13 protein-coding genes are annotated in these 16,541 nt (G+C 35.6%); 5 read left to right on the top strand and 8 right to left on the bottom strand.

Annotated elements, in window-relative coordinates:
• The first annotated feature begins 375 nt into the window (after window positions 1-375).
• Both QWY86_RS15960 and QWY86_RS15955 read left to right on the top strand, forming a co-directional pair.
• Window positions 376-2,166: an ABC transporter ATP-binding protein gene (locus QWY86_RS15960; RefSeq protein ID WP_290243438.1), complete on the top strand. Its 1,791-nt coding sequence runs from the start codon at window positions 376-378 to the stop codon at window positions 2,164-2,166.
• A gap of 78 nt (window positions 2,167-2,244) precedes the next feature.
• Window positions 2,245-2,568, top strand: coding sequence for a DUF3276 family protein (locus tag QWY86_RS15955; RefSeq protein WP_290243437.1), 324 nt, complete (start codon window positions 2,245-2,247; stop codon window positions 2,566-2,568).
• Window positions 2,569-2,626: 58 nt separating this feature from the next.
• Here the strand turns inward: QWY86_RS15955 and QWY86_RS15950 are convergent, their stop codons facing one another.
• A complete protein-coding gene (locus QWY86_RS15950; protein ID WP_290243436.1) occupies window positions 2,627-3,094 on the bottom strand; it encodes a DUF5362 family protein in 468 nt (155 codons plus the stop codon).
• 235 nt (window positions 3,095-3,329) lie between these two features.
• Here QWY86_RS15950 and ychF point away from each other — a divergent pair, with 235 nt between their 5' ends.
• Window positions 3,330-4,430: a redox-regulated ATPase YchF gene (gene ychF / locus QWY86_RS15945; RefSeq protein ID WP_290243435.1), complete on the top strand. Its 1,101-nt coding sequence runs from the start codon at window positions 3,330-3,332 to the stop codon at window positions 4,428-4,430.
• Between the two features lie 477 nt (window positions 4,431-4,907).
• Here the strand turns inward: ychF and QWY86_RS15940 are convergent, their stop codons facing one another.
• From QWY86_RS15940 to QWY86_RS15925, 4 genes are all read right to left on the bottom strand, one after another.
• A complete protein-coding gene (locus QWY86_RS15940) occupies window positions 4,908-5,522 on the bottom strand; it encodes an HAD hydrolase-like protein (protein ID WP_290243434.1) in 615 nt (204 codons plus the stop codon).
• A 6-nt stretch (window positions 5,523-5,528) separates the two neighbouring features.
• Complete coding sequence (gene mgtE, locus QWY86_RS15935) at window positions 5,529-6,902, bottom strand: magnesium transporter (protein WP_290243433.1); 1,374 nt, start codon at window positions 6,900-6,902, stop codon at window positions 5,529-5,531.
• 178 nt (window positions 6,903-7,080) lie between these two features.
• Entirely contained in the window at window positions 7,081-7,980 is a 900-nt protein-coding gene (locus tag QWY86_RS15930) for a metallophosphoesterase family protein (RefSeq protein WP_290243432.1), read from the bottom strand.
• A 12-nt stretch (window positions 7,981-7,992) separates the two neighbouring features.
• Window positions 7,993-9,843, bottom strand: coding sequence for an alkaline phosphatase (locus tag QWY86_RS15925; RefSeq protein WP_290243431.1), 1,851 nt, complete (start codon window positions 9,841-9,843; stop codon window positions 7,993-7,995).
• Between the two features lie 174 nt (window positions 9,844-10,017).
• Here QWY86_RS15925 and map point away from each other — a divergent pair, with 174 nt between their 5' ends.
• Together map and QWY86_RS15915 are read left to right on the top strand one after the other, a co-directional pair.
• Window positions 10,018-10,812 carry a type I methionyl aminopeptidase gene (gene map / locus QWY86_RS15920; RefSeq protein ID WP_290243430.1) on the top strand — a complete coding sequence of 265 codons (795 nt, stop codon included), beginning with the start codon at window positions 10,018-10,020 and terminating at the stop codon, window positions 10,810-10,812.
• An 11-nt stretch (window positions 10,813-10,823) separates the two neighbouring features.
• Window positions 10,824-11,825 (top strand): FAD:protein FMN transferase, encoded by a 1,002-nt coding sequence (locus QWY86_RS15915; RefSeq protein WP_290243429.1) that lies wholly within the window; start codon window positions 10,824-10,826, stop codon window positions 11,823-11,825.
• Between the two features lie 458 nt (window positions 11,826-12,283).
• Here the strand turns inward: QWY86_RS15915 and QWY86_RS15910 are convergent, their stop codons facing one another.
• From QWY86_RS15910 to QWY86_RS15900, 3 genes are read right to left on the bottom strand one after another with little or no spacing between them, the layout of a single operon-like run.
• A complete protein-coding gene (locus QWY86_RS15910; RefSeq protein ID WP_290243428.1) occupies window positions 12,284-14,473 on the bottom strand; it encodes a PepSY domain-containing protein in 2,190 nt (729 codons plus the stop codon).
• Window positions 14,474-14,486: 13 nt separating this feature from the next.
• Window positions 14,487-14,972, bottom strand: a complete 486-nt coding sequence (locus tag QWY86_RS15905) for a DUF2271 domain-containing protein (protein ID WP_290243427.1) — start codon at window positions 14,970-14,972, stop codon at window positions 14,487-14,489.
• Window positions 14,973-14,976: 4 nt separating this feature from the next.
• Window positions 14,977-16,449, bottom strand: coding sequence for an ankyrin repeat domain-containing protein (locus tag QWY86_RS15900; protein WP_290243426.1), 1,473 nt, complete (start codon window positions 16,447-16,449; stop codon window positions 14,977-14,979).
• Window positions 16,450-16,541 lie beyond the last annotated feature (92 nt).

Here is a 16,541-nt window from a genome sequence, read left to right as displayed (position 1 = left end):
TCATGGGGGTTGTTTCGAAAGCACAAAGGAACTGTTTTTACAGTTCCTTACCCTATGATTCCCTTAAGTTAATGACATTGCCCCAACCCCTCCTTGAAAATAAGGAGGGGAGTTGTATCTGCTACTATAAATTGTTGCGGTTATTTTAAAGTTCGATGCTTTTTTATCAAAGATATTTAACTGAAGCCGCTTAAAATGAATTATGCATACTCTTTAAATAATGCCTTTAAGGGATTTGCTCTTCATTGCCGTTGGTTTCAACCAACGGTTGCTATAGTTATTTAAAAATTCTAAAATGTCATTAATTTTTAAAGCTTGAGTACATAACCATAAATATGTAGTGTAGAATGCCAATTTTACCTAAGTTTGTATAGTATGAAACACCTGAGTCGCCTAAATAAATACTTTTTAAAATATAAATGGTGGATTATTCCCGGAAGCATTTTCGTTGTTATTTCTAACATCTTTGGTGTTGTACCGGCTCAGGTTATCGGTTACGCATTCGATTTAATTACCGAAAACATATTGATTTACAATCTTTTTGAAGGATTTAATCGCCAACAGCTTATATATGATATCTTCAGTAACAGCCTTTTATATTTTGGCTTTTTGGTTATCGCACTTTACATTTTAAGGGGATTGTTTTTATTTTTTATGCGGCAAACCATTATTTTAATGTCGAGACATATCGAGTTCGACATGAAAAACGATATTTACCAGCATTACCAAAAACTAAGTTTAGGCTTTTATAGAAGAAATAATACTGGCGATTTAATGAATCGGGCTACTGAAGATGTGAACCGGGTGAGAATGTACGTTGGTCCGGCGATTATGTACACAATAAATACATTTGTTTTATCGGTATTGATTATTTGGTCGATGTTTGATGTAAACTCCAAACTGGCCATTTATTGTTTGCTTCCCCTCCCATTTTTGGTTGTAATTATATACTATGTAAATACACTGATTTTTAAGAAAAGTGGCCAAATACAGGAAAGACTTTCCAACTTATCAACCTTTGTACAAGAGCGGTTATCGGGCATCAGGATTATAAAATCTTACGTAAGGGAAGATTATACCCGCAACATGTTCGAAATACAAAGCAACGATTACAAAATAGACTCGATGGGTTTGGTAAAGGTTTCTGCGTTATTTTATCCAACTATGCTGCTTCTGATTGGCTTAAGTACAATTCTAACCATTTACGTTGGTGGTGTACAGGTTATGAATGGTAGTATTACGGCCGGTAACATTGCAGAATTTATCATTTACATCAACCAATTAACTTTCCCGGTAACCATGTTGGGTTGGGTTACGTCACTAATACAAAGAGCAGCGGCTTCTCAAAAAAGGATTAATGAGTTTTTAGATATCCCATCAGATATTCAATCAACCAATAATGAAAACCTCGAAATTAAAGGAAATATTTCCTTTAAAAACGTAAGTTTCACCTATCCTGATACCGGAATTGAAGCTTTAAAAGATGTAAGTTTTGAAATTAAGAGCGGGGAGTTTGTAGCCATAATTGGTAAAACCGGCTCTGGAAAATCTACATTGGCGAATTTAATTATGAGGATGTATGATGTTGAACGTGGGGAAATTAATGTTGATGGGCAAAATTTGAAAGGTTTGAACCTGAAAGATTATAGAAGCCAGATTGGGTTTGTACCACAAGAGGTTTTTCTTTTTTCTGACACGATAAAAAATAACATCGCCTTTGGTTTAGATACGGTTACAGATGACGAGGTGTATGAGGCTTCAAAAAATGCCTCTGTTTATAGTAACATTATAGATTTTGAAGAAAAGTTCGAAACCATGCTTGGAGAACGTGGTATAACTTTATCAGGCGGTCAAAAACAAAGGGTTTCAATTGCAAGGGCGTTAATTAAATCGCCAAGTATTTTAATATTTGATGATTGCCTTTCGGCGGTTGACACCAAAACCGAAGAAGAAATCCTTCAAAATCTTGGTAAAATAATGCTCAACAAAACGAGCATATTAATAGCGCACAGAATTTCTACTATAAAAAATGCTGATAAAATATTGGTTTTAGATGATGGAAAGATAATTGAACAAGGTACACACAATGAACTGATTAGTCTGAATGGCAACTATACGGAGCTTTACAACAATCAGCTCTTAGAAGAAGAAAGTCGTACTGCTTAATTTGTGTTAAATTCTATTTTGAACTTTAAATATTTGCTTTATATTTACCGAAACCAAAAACCAACATCAATACCAACCATGGGAGAATTCGACAATAAAGAGAGAGAAGAAGTTTTTTCAAAGAAAGTAAGAGCAGGTAAGAGAACTTATTTTTTCGATGTGAAGGCCACTCGTTCAGGTGATTACTACTTAACAGTAACGGAAAGCAAGAAAAGATTAGAAGACGGCGTATTTGTAAAACATAAAATCTTTCTATACAAAGAAGATTTCGAAAAATTTGCAGAAGGTTTAAATGAAACTGTAGATTACATCAAAACCCATCAGGATGTTGTAGAAAAACGTTATGAATATTCAGAAAATGGAGAACATAGCGCAAAAACAACCGACGATTTTTCGTTTTAATTACCATAATAAGAAAGCCTTGAATAATTCAGGGCTTTTTTTATCATTTGAATTATTTTTAAACTGCAGCCATTGCAGCGCCAACCAACAACCTCGAAAATAAAAGGAAAGCAATAACTACAATTGTAACGATTCCCCAAAATTTAAACAACGATTTTAAATTAGCGAAAGATTCATTAAGACTTTCCTGATCGCCAAATAAAACACCTTGTTTTGCCTTTTTCGCAATTTTATTAAGCAAAATGCTAGGATAAAATAACAATAAGCCAAGCACAAAATAAACCACCGTAATTACGGTTGCGCCATTCGAGCCCAATTGGCTCATTTGTGCAGCCACACCAGGATTACTATTCATTAGTGCCGGAATACTAAAAGCAGCCATTATTACAAAAATCGAAATCACAAACCCTACAATTGAGATAAATCTAGCCCACTTCGTAATATCATAAATATAACTGCGCATATCTTCCGTTACCACTAATTTCACTTCATCTGGCTTATCTTGTTCAAATTGTTCTGTCATCATTTTTAATTTTCGATAAACTTAGATAAAATATAAGTCAGCCACAAATTACTGCCTTTAATTAAAGGTTTTAAAAGCTTATCTTTGCCGCCTGAAAAAGGTGAAAGGTGAAAGGTGAAAGGTGAAAGGTGAAAGGTGAAAGGTGAAAGGTGAAAGGTGAAAGGTGAAAGGTGAAAGGTGAAATCGTAAATCGTAAATCGTAAATCGTAAATCGTAAATCGTAAATCAAGATATATAAATGGCATTACAATGTGGTATAGTTGGCTTACCAAATGTGGGTAAATCAACTCTTTTTAACTGTTTATCAAATGCAAAGGCACAGGCTGCAAATTTTCCTTTTTGTACAATTGAGCCAAATGTTGGCGTAATTACAGTACCAGATGATAGGTTAACAAAGCTTGCAGAATTGGTTAAGCCAAACAAAGTTCAACCGAACACGATCGAAATTGTTGATATTGCTGGTCTAGTTAAAGGCGCATCAAAAGGAGAAGGTTTAGGCAATCAGTTTTTAGGCAACATTCGTGCAACAAACGCAATAATACACGTTTTGCGTTGTTTTGACGATGGAAACGTAATCCATGTAGATGGTTCGGTAGACCCAATTCGCGATAGGGAAATTATCGATACAGAATTACAACTTAAAGATTTGGATACCGTTGATAAACGTATTCAGAAGGTTGAAAAAATGGCCAAAACTGGTGGCGACAAAGATGCTAAACGTACTTATGAAATTTTAACGGTTGTTAAAGCTCATTTAGAAAGTGGCAAATCTATCCGTACGGCAGCTTTACCTCAAGAAGATTTCGACTTTATTGAAGATTTAGGCCTACTTACCCAAAAACCGGTAATGTACGTTTGTAATGTTGATGAGGCATCTGTTGTGACTGGAAACAAATATGTAGATTTAGTTAGGGCGAATGTTGCTGATGAGAAAGCTGAAGTTTTAGTAATCTCCGCAAAAATCGAGTCGGAAATTGCCGAATTGGAAAGCTACGAAGAGCGTCAGGAGTTTTTAGCAGATTTAGGCTTAGATGAATCAGGCGTAAATAAATTGATTCGTGCGGCTTACAAATTATTAAACCTTTACACTTACTTTACCGCAGGTGTACAAGAAGTTAGGGCTTGGACTATTACCAAAGGTTTCACAGCGCCACAAGCTGCAGGTGTAATCCACACCGATTTTGAAAAAGGTTTTATCCGTGCCGAGGTCATTAAGTACAACGATTTCGTAACCTTAGGTTCTGAAAATGCTTGTAAAGATGCCGGTAAATTAGGCGTTGAAGGTAAAACTTACGTTGTTGAAGATGGTGACATTATGCACTTCAGATTTAACGTTTAAACCTTAAAACTCATTCTTAAAATACATGAAAAGCTGCCTTGGCAGCTTTTTTTATTCTAATAGTTTTGCGGTAATCTGCATAATCTGCGGGAGATTTTTTTGCCACAGAAACACAGAATTCACGGAAATTGATGAATCTAGTGGCTGCCTTTAGTCCCGATAAATGCTTTACTCCGCTTCATTCTACATTTGCTTATATCAGTTTTATACAGAATGACTTGTGCCTTGAAAATCCTTCAAAATAAAACCCCCTAGTACACCAGAAATACCTTTGAAAAAAACTTATTTTATTTCTTGATTTATATCTGCAGTAATCAGCGTTATCTGCGGGAGATTTTTGCCAATGAAACACAGATTCCACAGAAAATTTTAATTCTTTGGAAAAAGATTATGGCATTCTTTGATTTATATCTGCTGCAATCCGCATAATCTGCGGGAAAAATTATATTGGTAACAACAAATGCTATATATTTTACCCTAAACTTCTAAGCCATAAGCGGCTAATTGCTTTTTGGTATCTTCATAATCAATATGATGAATCCCCTTTAAACCCAAACCTTCTGCAACCTGAACAAAAAGCATTCTATCATCGATATATAAGCTTGTTTCTACATCGCTTTGCGAAATATCTATGGCAACTTTAAAAATATCAGCATCGGGTTTGCGAAAGTGAACAAAACTTGAAGACACAAAAAAATCAACAAACTCGTTCAATTTAAAGGTATTAATTCGGTATTGATTTAATTCTCGTCCTTCATTACTAATTACAGCAACTTTTAGGTTATACTTTTTCTTTAAATCGCAGATTAACTGAATCATTTCCGGATAAGGCAATGATTTCTTAAACATAAATTCTTTAAAATCATCATAACTGAAAGAGCGTTCTTCAAAAAATACAATTCTTTCAAGATATTCATCAAGCGTAAGCTTTCCAACCTCGTAAGTATCAAAAGTTAAATGATGGCGTTCTTCCAAATCAACCGAATCGAGATTGAAAAGTACCGCAGCTTCTCCCCTTGCATGTCTGTCCCAGCCATTGGTTAATAAAACGCCGCCTATATCGGTAAATAGTGTTGTAATTTTGTTCATCATTTATGATTAAAGTAAAATTCCGCTTAAAAACAATATTGCAAAGGAGAAGTAAATAATTAGTCCGGTAACATCAACTAATGTTGCAACAAAGGGTGTTGAAGAAACTGCCGGGTCGGCACCAACTTTCTTAAGCAAAAGTGGCAGCATAGACCCCATTAATGTTCCCCAAAGCACTACACCAATTAATGAGCAACCCACCACCAAACCAATCCTAACATAATGGTCGGTAAAGCCGGGCATAAAAAGATTCCAGCTGGCAATAACGGCAAAACTTAATAAACATAAGGTTGTACCCAGCAACATGCCTGAAAAAATCTCCCTCCGCATTACATTCCACCAATCTCTAACGGTAACTTCGCCCAAAGCCATGGCTTGTATAATTAAGGTTGCAGCCTGCGAACCGCTGTTGCCTCCACTGGAAATAATTAATGGGATAAAGGTGGCTAGTATTACAACCTTCGCAATCTGACTTTCGAAATTAGACATTGCTGCGATGGTAAGTAACTCACCAAAAAACAACACAATTAGCCAAACCACACGTTTTTTGTAAAGTTCGAAAACCGGAACATCTAAATAAGGTTCATCTAAGGCCTGCGAACCACCAATTTTATGAATATCTTCAGTATATTCTTCATTGGCAATCCATAAAATATCATCAACGGTTACTATACCTAAAAGAATATTATTTTCATCAACAACGGGTAAAGCTACTCGGTTATTCATCCTGAAAATATTAATTGCATCTTCTTGTGGGTCGTTAGCCTTTAAAGCGATGAAACGTTTATCAGTTAGTTCGCCAATAATCGCTTCGGGATCTGCTAATAAAACCTCTCTAATTCGGATGTCATCAAGCAACACACCTTCTTTATCAATTACATAAACCACATCAATGGTTTCTGAATTTTTGCCGTAACGCCTAATATGCGCCAAAACCCTCGTAATCGACCACTCCGGCTTAACGGCAATATAATCTGGGGTCATTAATCGACCAATACTATATTCGTTGTAACCTAAAAGTGCAAGTGATTCCTTACGTTCCTCAGGCGGAAGAAGCGTAATCATCTTCTTTACCACATCCCCCTTTAACTCACTAAATAACGCCGTACGGTCATCGGGCGGCAAATCTTTTATAATTTGATTCAGCTTGTTGCCCGAAAGTTTTTTGATGATTCTCTCTTGAGTACGAAAATCAAGAATTCTGAAAACGTTAACAGCTCTGTTTAAGGAAATTGTCTCAATGAATTTGGCTGCATGCTGTGGAAGTTCGTCAATCAATTCTTCTACATCTGAGATATTCAGTTCATCAAGATATCGCTTTAATGCTTTATCATTTTCTTTTTCAAGTAGTTCCTGTATCTCCTCTACAACCAATTCTTCCATAAGCAAATTATTATTTTTTATTACATAACCAAAACCCTGTTAACGGTTCGCAAAGGTGCGGTTTTATTTCCTAAAATGCCAATTTTGTGATTAAGAGTGCATTATTTTAATGTTGCCTTTACAAATTTTCGAAATAAATAGAATCAATTTATTTCTTTGTTATACAACGAGTCATAATTTAATAGTTCACATATTGCTCATCAAAGGTACCATCAGCATATAAATCGATTACACCATAACCTGGAGCGGTTTCTCTTCTGTTGCCATTCCACCATGCACCTGAAACTGCTCCGTTACATAAATAGGTAACATTGTTGTACACTACTTTATCTCTCATATGTAAATGACCGCTTAGTGCCAGCTTTACATTTGGATATTTATAAAATAGGCTGATGATTTTCGAGGTGTCCGTGTGCATATCGCCGCCAAGCATGGTCCATTTATTAACGATATCATCTTCAATCATTAACAAAGCCGTTAGAATTGGAATGTGCGACATGACTAAAACAGGTGTATTGGGTTTTGTAGATTTTAATTCCTCCTCCAACCAGGCAAACTGGCTATCTCCAAGTTTACCAATGTACCAAGTGTTGTCAATATCCAGATGGGTACTATCCAAAACAATAAACTTCCAACCATTTTTAGTAAAGCTGTAATATGGTTTATTAAGCTGCAACTGATTCATGGCATACTTTTTACCGTAGAAAACATCGCCTTTACTATCTTCATTCCACCAGATATCATGATTACCCAAAGCATAATAAACAGGCAACGAACATTCATTTTTCATAATATTGTGCTGCAATTTCCATTGGGCATCTATATCTGTAAGCTGCTCCTTATTCATATCAAATACCACGTCGCCACCATTTAGGATAAAATCAACTTTAGGAGATTGCTTTTGAATATGGTGAAGGCATTTTGCAAATTTTGCTGGCGCACCTAAATCATTTTTTAAGTGTACATCGGTAATATGAGCAATACGTAAAACAGGTTTATCATCAACCTTAAAGCCCAGGTTAATTGCCGGAAGCAACATCAGGCCTCCCAAACTTTTTATAACAGATCTTCTTTCCATTAATTTAATAATTTATTGGGCCTTATTGTGCGATAAAACGCGAAGAATTTTTTTAAATATTTCGTTATTTGGGTAAACACCTCTAAACTTATCAGATTGTGGGCCGTAGGCAAAAACCGGAACCATAATATTCGTATGGTCATCCGTACTAAAATGTGCAGTAACTTTTCCTCTAGATGCATCTGCATCTAATAAAGACAATCCGCCTGTTTCATGATCAGCCGTTATAATAACCAATGTTTCGCCATCTTTATCGGCAAAGCGAAGCGCAGCTTCAATCGTTTTATCAAAATCATGCATTTCGGTAACCAAAATCGGTAAATCATTCGAATGGCCACCATGATCGATTTGAGCACCTTCGGCCATAATGAAGAATCCTTTTTTATTCTTCGATAAAAGTTGTATAGTTTTTAAGAGCGATTGTTTTAAAATATTACCTCTGCCTTTTATAACAGGCTTAACATCTTCGTTAGATAATAAAACAAGCTGTTTACCTGAAGTTTGCTTGGAGAAATTAACTAAATTTTCATTTAAATTAAATCCATTTGCCTTTAACTTTTGCATCAATTGGGCATCCTTATTGCCAATAAATGCATTTCGATTTGAACCAACCAAAATCTCTGCTTTTGAATGTAGTAAATCAGCCGCAATTTCATTATTCATACTGCGCTCAATTTGGTGTGCATAAAATGATGCAGGCGTGGCATCAGTAATGTCGCCCACGCTGATAATTCCACTTTTAACACCAAAACCAGCTAAAATATCAACTAAATTGGTTCGCTTTTTACCGTCAGTTCCAACGCCAATGTATCGGTTGTTTGTTTTCTCGCCGGTAGCCATCGCTGTTGCGCCAGCGGCAGAATCTGTATTGCCTGAATTAGCCGCCGCAGTTTGCGAAAAACCAATATTGCGAATGCGACTGATGTTTAAATCGCCATGATTGGCAATTAAACCTGCATGAATTTGAGCAAGCCCCATTCCATCGCCAATAAGCAATATTACATTTTTAACCTTTTTCGGTTGACCATCAACTCTATATTCAGGCGTATAAACCGGATGGGGCCTCGGATTGGTGTAGGTTAGTTTATCTTGGTGCAGGTAAAAATCTGCCAGATCTGTTGGTTTATCTGTATTTATCCAATCAGCACCTAAACGCTCTAAAACAATCCAGGTATTCTGGCTATCAGGTGTTGCCCAAAATCTAAAAGGTTTTCCAGCCTTGTGCGCATCATCTATTACTTTTTTAAGCTTTGCGTAATCCGTTGGCGTTGGTACGCCTTTACCATTCCAAACAGAATATTTCTTAATATCCTGACTAATCATTGCAACTCTTTTAAGCTGGCTCTCCGTATAATTAGTTTCTGGTCTTCCATCGAAAAAGATATAATCAGGCCAATTCTTGAAATCTGTTGGTTGTGGCATATTTCCACTAACTACAATTTTTATTGCATTTGGATTCGAGCTGAAATCAAAAATATTACCAAACGTTTCTAATTCAGAAATTAGTTTCTTGAGCACATTAACGTGGTCTTCCTTAATATCCACAACGAGTTGTAATTTTTTGAGGCTATCTTTATAAGCATGTGCTTTATTTTCCTTATAAAAAGTAGCCAGGGGCGATAAATACAACTGCTTAAGCGTTCTTCCAGCTTTAATTTCCCTAGCTTCATGAGCTACATAAAGTTCACCATCCTTTATAAAAACATCTGCCTCTATTGAGGCCATTCCTGCATAATAAGCCGTTAATAAGGGAATGTTTTGATGATAATCGTTATGACTATGACCCTGGCTTTTTGAACTTTGAGCAAAGGCAGATAGTGCTGTTAAGATTAACAGTGTAAGGTTGAAAAAAATAATTCTCATGAATGATGGATAAATTCCCCAAAATTAAGCATGCAATGTTTTCTTAATATTAACGATTTAATTTTATTCAAGAGCGCATCAAAATTAAATTAAACTCATTTCTAAATTTGGCTTTCTATTACTCAGATTCAGTTTAAAATATGCTTTTAAAAACTAATTGTTATTTTTGCAGCAATGATTTTTTACAAAACTGATGAACAAGTAGAGCTGATGAAAATCAGTGCGCTTCTGGTAAGTGATACCTTAGCCGAAATTGCAAAAATTTTACGTCCTGGCTTAGCAACAATCGAAATTGATAAACTGGCAAATGAATATATTTTAGATAATGGCGCTGTGCCATCTTTCTTTAATTATGGCGGTTTCCCTCATCACATTATTACTTCGGTAAATGATGTTGTTGTACATGGTTTTCCTGGCAAAGAAATACTAAAAGATGGAGATATTATTTCTGTTGATGTTGGTGTAATTAAAAATGAATACCATGGCGACCATGCCTATACCTTCGTAATTGGCGATGCAAGCGAGGAAATTCTAAAACTTATCAGAACGACAAAAGAATCTTTATTTATTGGCATAGAACAGGCTGTTGTAGGTAAGCGATTAGGCGATATCGGCTTTGCAATTCAAAATCATAATGAAAAACAAGGTTATGGCGTAGTAAGAGATTTTGTTGGACATGGTTTGGGTAAAAGCATGCATGAAGCACCACAAGTACCAAATTATGGTAAACGTGGCAGCGGCTTAATGTTAAAGGAAAATTTAACAATGGCGATAGAACCCATGATAAATTTGGGTACAAAGGACGTTTTTATCGAAAAGGACGGCTGGACAGTTAGAACCGCTGACGGGAAACCATCAGTACATTTTGAACACGATGTTTGTGTTAAAAAAGGTAATGCACTGATTTTATCAGATTACGCACCAATCGAAGCTGCAGAAAAAAATAACATTAACTTAAAAATTAGCTAGTCTTCCAAGTTTTGAAATTTCATTTCCTAATTGCATTACTATTTTTGGGGATTTACAGCAATGCCCAGGTCTTAAAAAAGAAAACTACCATGCTGATGGGCGGTCGTTTTGAGATTACTGTAGTTGCTAAAAATGCTACAATTGCAAACCAAAATATTGATATAATAATTAATGAAATTAGCCGAATAGAAGCCTTAATTTCTGATTGGAAGCCAACTTCACAGGTTTCGGAGGTGATTAGAAACGCCGGGATAAAACCTGTGAAGGTGGATAAGGAAGTTTACGAACTTACTAAGCGGGCCTTAAAACTTTCGCAACTTACTAATGGTGCATTCGACATTAGTTTTGCTGCCATGGATAGAATTTGGAAATTCGATGGCTCCATGACTGAAATGCCAACAGCTGATTTGATTAAAAAATCTGTAGAAAAAGTTGGTTACCGAAATATCATTCTCGACAGCTTAAATTCTACCATATTCTTAAAAAAGAAAGGCATGAAAATTGGCTTCGGTGCGTTGGGAGAAGGTTATGCGGCTGATAAATGCAGGGATATGATGCTGGCTAAAGGCATTAAGGCCGGTATTGTAAATGCTACGGGCGATATGAGCACCTGGGGCAAACAACCCAATGGCAAGAAATGGCTTGTTGGCATTACAAATCCATATAATAAGGATAGTCTTTTTGCAGCCGTACCACTTTACAACACCGCAATTGTAAGTTCGGGCAGTTATGAGAAGTTCGTAATTTTTGAAGGAAAGAGATATTCGCACATCATTAATCCGGCTACGGGTTACCCGGCAACTGGTTTAAGTGGCATTACCGTTTTTGGCCCGGATGCGGAGCTGGCAAATGGTTTAAGCACCTCGATAATGGTTTTGGGAAAAGATGTCGGATTAAATTTCATCAAGCAATTTCCAAAGTATAGCTGTATTATGTTTAGCGATAACGGAGAGATTTTTCTATCTGATAATTTGGATAAAAAAATGGTGGAGCGCTGGAAAAAAATGCTATAGTTTTTTGGTGAGAAATCTTAAACTACAGATGTACACAGATAAACACAGATTTTTTAGGGATAAAAAACTCAATTACGAATTTTCCGTATCTTCCTTGTTTCTGTGGCAAAACATATGAAAATTGTGGCTGTATATTTAAAAATTGCCACGGAAACACAGAAATCACGGAAGTATTGAGCAGATTTTTAGCTGACTTTGAAACCTAAACCCGATTGAAGTGGAAATACTTTTTGAAGCAAACAAGAAAAAGATTGCAACGTTGTTCCTCCTTGCAATGACGGAAAGATGAGCATTACGGAAATAACAAAAAGATTGCAACGCAAAGCGGGACTGACAATAAAAAAATCTTCTGCCATTGCTTTCCAAATCAAAATATAACAACTTAATTATTAACCACAGATAAACATGGATTTCTTTCATCTGTCTTCATCCTTTTTATCTGTGGATAATTAATAATTCTAATAGCAATCCATTAAGATTTGACCGCGAGATTGGTAAAAACTAACACCTTTGCTGCTATGCTTTTGAGTTACAATCTCCAGCCATTCGATTACGTCATTTTGCATACCCAAAGAACCACATAGCATGAGCACACCACCATCTTTTAAAGCATTGCAGATAAAATCGGCATCTCTGGCAAGTAAATCTTTGACATATTGTTTTTCACCTTCTCGGGATAATGCTATGTTAAGTTTTGTCAATCTATCAGCTTCGGTATTAAGAGATTTTTCATAAAGTTGGAAGGAAAGTTTATTTCTAAATCCGCAATAAAGGTGGATATTTCTGTCGTTGCCATATTGATGCAACATACCTAAAAACGGTGCGATTCCTGTTCCATTCGACACCATAATTACCGTTTTCGCCTTCGCTGGAAAATGAAAATGCTCGTTTTTTAAAAGCGCAGCGTTTATGGTTTGCCCAATCTGCAAATGGTATAAAAAGCTCGAACCCAAACCTCCTTTATGTAGTTTAACACTTAATTGAACATCTTTGCCAATTTTACCAATTGAATATTGCCTTTCACGATGATCCTGTGCCGGATAAATTGCCAACAAATCTCCAGACGTGAATCTTTTACGTTTTTTAGGGCTTAACCTAATGATAAACGAAGTTTCCTCATGACTCGAAACTTGCTTATCAACCACAGAAAATTGATGCAACTTTAACGGCTTGGTTTCTAAAAGTTTCGATAATGAGGTTAATTCTACATTTGAGCTTTGTGCCCACAAAGTTGCCCATTTTGTAAAATCTTCTGGCGACCTATCATTAACGGTATGAATTTCAAGCAAGGGTTTTGCCCAGCTTTGTTGAGATAGTGCATTATTTACTTCGTAACCGAATTTACAAAAATCAGGGTATGAATGTGAACCAAAAGCCACTACCGAAAAATCAGTTTGATTTGGTTGTTTAAACTTCTTTAAAAGTGCAATAAATTTAGATGAATTAGTTGGCGCCTCGCCAATACCATAAGTTGCCGTAAAAATGATAAGCTGCTTTGCCTTCGGAAAAATTTTATAATCATTCAACTGCCCGATGAATGATATTTGTCCGTTTTTTAACAATTGCTGATGAATTGCTTTCGCAAAGCGAAAGGTAGTTCCATTTTCAGAACCAACCAAAATAATGTATTCAGCTTGGTCTGCCTTATATTTATTTTTAACTTGGTTAGCGCTTCTCTTCCACCAAATTACAAAACCAGAGTATATAAAAAATAGAATATTACCTGAAGCAATGGCCAGAACAATTGCCCAAATTGCATTCGTTCTACCTGTATGTAAATCCATGCTTAATGTAGTTAACAATTTCGCATTTGACAATGCATGTTCTGTTAAAACATCACCGGTTATTTGGTTAACAGTTATTTCCTTATCCTCAAGTTTTAAGGTAAAATAATCTTCTACATCCTCAGAAAAAGGAAATTCTATAGATTTTAATGAAGATAGTTTTGTGTTTTTGAAAACATCGAAATCTGCTGGCTTCTTTTCAGGGTTAGTTTTTAAAGCATCAAAATCTATTTTATGCGAAATTTTCTGCTCTTTAATAACCTCAAAAGTTTGTAAGGACATTACCGTTCCCGTGATGGAAATGATAATTATCGGGATTAATAAAATTCTTCCTAAAACAACGTGGTAGTATTGGGCAAAGCCATCTTTTACAATTTTGCCGAAAAATTTCTTTAAACTTCGCTGCCGCTGAAGAATTAAAACCGTACCAGAAGTAGCAATCAGGAATAATAGAAAAGAAGTTAGACCAATGAAAAACCGGCCAAGTTCATGCAGAAAAAGCGAACGGTGTAATGAAGTTACCCATTGAAAAAATTCATTTTCTTTAGCAACCTTTCCTAAAACTTTTCCGGTTTTTGGGTCGATGTAAAACTTGCCTGAATTATCATTTAAATCGGTAGCATCAACTACAACAAACTGGTTGTTATCAACCGTTACCTCAATAATATCGGTATAGTTTTTTGATAAGTTTGGAATAAGTTCAGCAACGGTTAGCTGATTAAAATCTTTTGCCTTGTACGGTTGAATTTTTTCGCTTACCGGCTTGAAAGAAAGGATAATACCCGTTACGGACGCAAGGGTTAAAAAAAGAAAAGAAGATACAGCAAGTGCCAAGTGGCTGTATCTCCATATTGAAATTGTCATTTAAAAGCTTTTATTAGTTCGCACTTAAACGAACATATCTAATGTAACCAGTACCTTCAGTTTTAGCTGCAATACCTTCGGTTGTTAAAGGCACTTCTAAATCCTTAACAATGTATTTTTTATCTTCAACAGCCGATTCAAAACGTAAAGTATAACCTTTGTTAATTTTAGCATCTTCAATTTCGAATGTGGTTACACTTCTATCGCCACCAGTTACCGATGCTCCTGTAATTGCACTCAGGTTAGTAGGTTTCTTTTTATAAAACATATGCCATTCTTTAACATCAGGATACCATTTTTTATCTGAACCCATAACGTAAAGTGTTTTTTCGTAAGCACCTTTAGCATCAACTAAAGATACAACGATGTAAGCGCCTTCTCCAACATAATTAGTCATCTGCAGCATGCACTTGTATTTAGTCGTTTTTTGCCCCATCGAAGCGAAAGAAGTAGAAAATACAATACCTAATCCAAGGCATATTTTATAAATGTTATTCATTATTTTATTTTAAAAAGTCAATGGAAATTTTGTTCTTAGAAAGAAATTCGTTTTCAGTTGCCAAATCGTAAGGTGTTTCTTTGAAATCAGTTGTAACATTTTTTTTAGCACCAATAGACACAAGGTATTTCATTATTTCTGGTTCTTTGGCAGTCATTGCCGCCTTGTGCAATGCCGTATAACCTTCTTTATTTTTAAGGTTTACGTCAATTTTTAATGGCTCAATACGCTTTAATAATGCTAAATCATTCTTTACAACTGCAATGTGATACAACGAATTTCCATTATCCTGAACTTTTTTAACATCAAAACCTTTATCAGAAAGTAATTTGTATTTCGCTTCAAAATCTTCCATACCACGTGGGTTATAAGCCTGGAAAAGATAAGCCGCAAGGTTGTCCCCGTTTTTATCTACAACGTTTACGTCTGCGCCTTTTTCAATTAATAATTTTACAACTTCGGCTGAGTTTCCACGTACAGCTAAATCTAATGCAGAAACACCTTTTGCATTTACCTGATTAATGTTTTTAACATTTTTAGCCAATAATTCTATCGTTGCTAAATCTCTGTTAAAACTCGCAGCATTCATAAAGGCAGTATTACCGTCTTTATCAGCACTGTTTACATCAACTCCTTTTGAAATAAAATAATTGATGATTTCTTCTTGCTTCGGTTTGCGAACAACATTGTGTAAAGCAGTTTCGCCATTGCTTCCAACCGCTGTTGGTTTGATTTTTAGGCTTTCCAGGTATTGAAATACTTCTAAACCATTTGAGGTTCCGCGTCCACCCTGACTTGCCATAATCATTGCATTGTCTGTATATTTAACGCCTTTTTGAAGTAATTTTTTCATTAAATCGATGTTGCCACCTTTTGCAACGTAATTAAATGCGGTGTTTCCGGCAGCATCCTTACTATTTAAATCCAATCCTTTTGAAACGAAATAATCAGTTAATGTTAAGTCCTTATCATTTGGAATCGCGATTAACAAAGCATTTGCACCATCATGGTTCACATCCTTTTTTAAATCAGCGCCATTTTTGATTAGCAAATCGTAAACTTTTGCATCTTTTTGACCTCCGGCCGCAGCAAAGGTTAAAGCTGTATAACCATGACTATCCTGCACATCTATTTTAGCGCCTTTTTTCAAAAGATATTCCATAACCGGAATATTTCCTTTAGATGAAGCCCAAATTAAATAAGTACGACTATCGTGAGTTAACTTGTTTACGTCATTACCTGGTTGCTCCAAGAGATATAAAATAGATTCTGTTGGTGCACCGCTGTTAATCGCAAATACTGTCGCATCAAATGATGAAGGATTTAGTTGAGATGGACTACTACCCTTTTCAATTTCTGCTTTAATTGTGGCTAAATCGGTATTTCCTTTCCAGAATGCCTGATCGAAAAAAGCGTTTTTTTGAGCATTTGCGCTCAAAGATGCTACTGCTAAAATAGCAAAGATTATTTTTTTCATTTTAGAGCTATGTGTTATTATATAATTCAAACTATCAATAGGGTATTAGAATTTCGGCTAAGTTAACAAGAATCATTCTAAATAAAGATTAA

The organism is Pedobacter aquatilis, from assembly GCF_030409415.1.
In the GTDB taxonomy this organism is placed as follows: Bacteria; Bacteroidota; Bacteroidia; order Sphingobacteriales; family Sphingobacteriaceae; genus Pedobacter; species Pedobacter aquatilis.
This window is presented reverse-complemented; position numbering and strand designations above follow the sequence as displayed.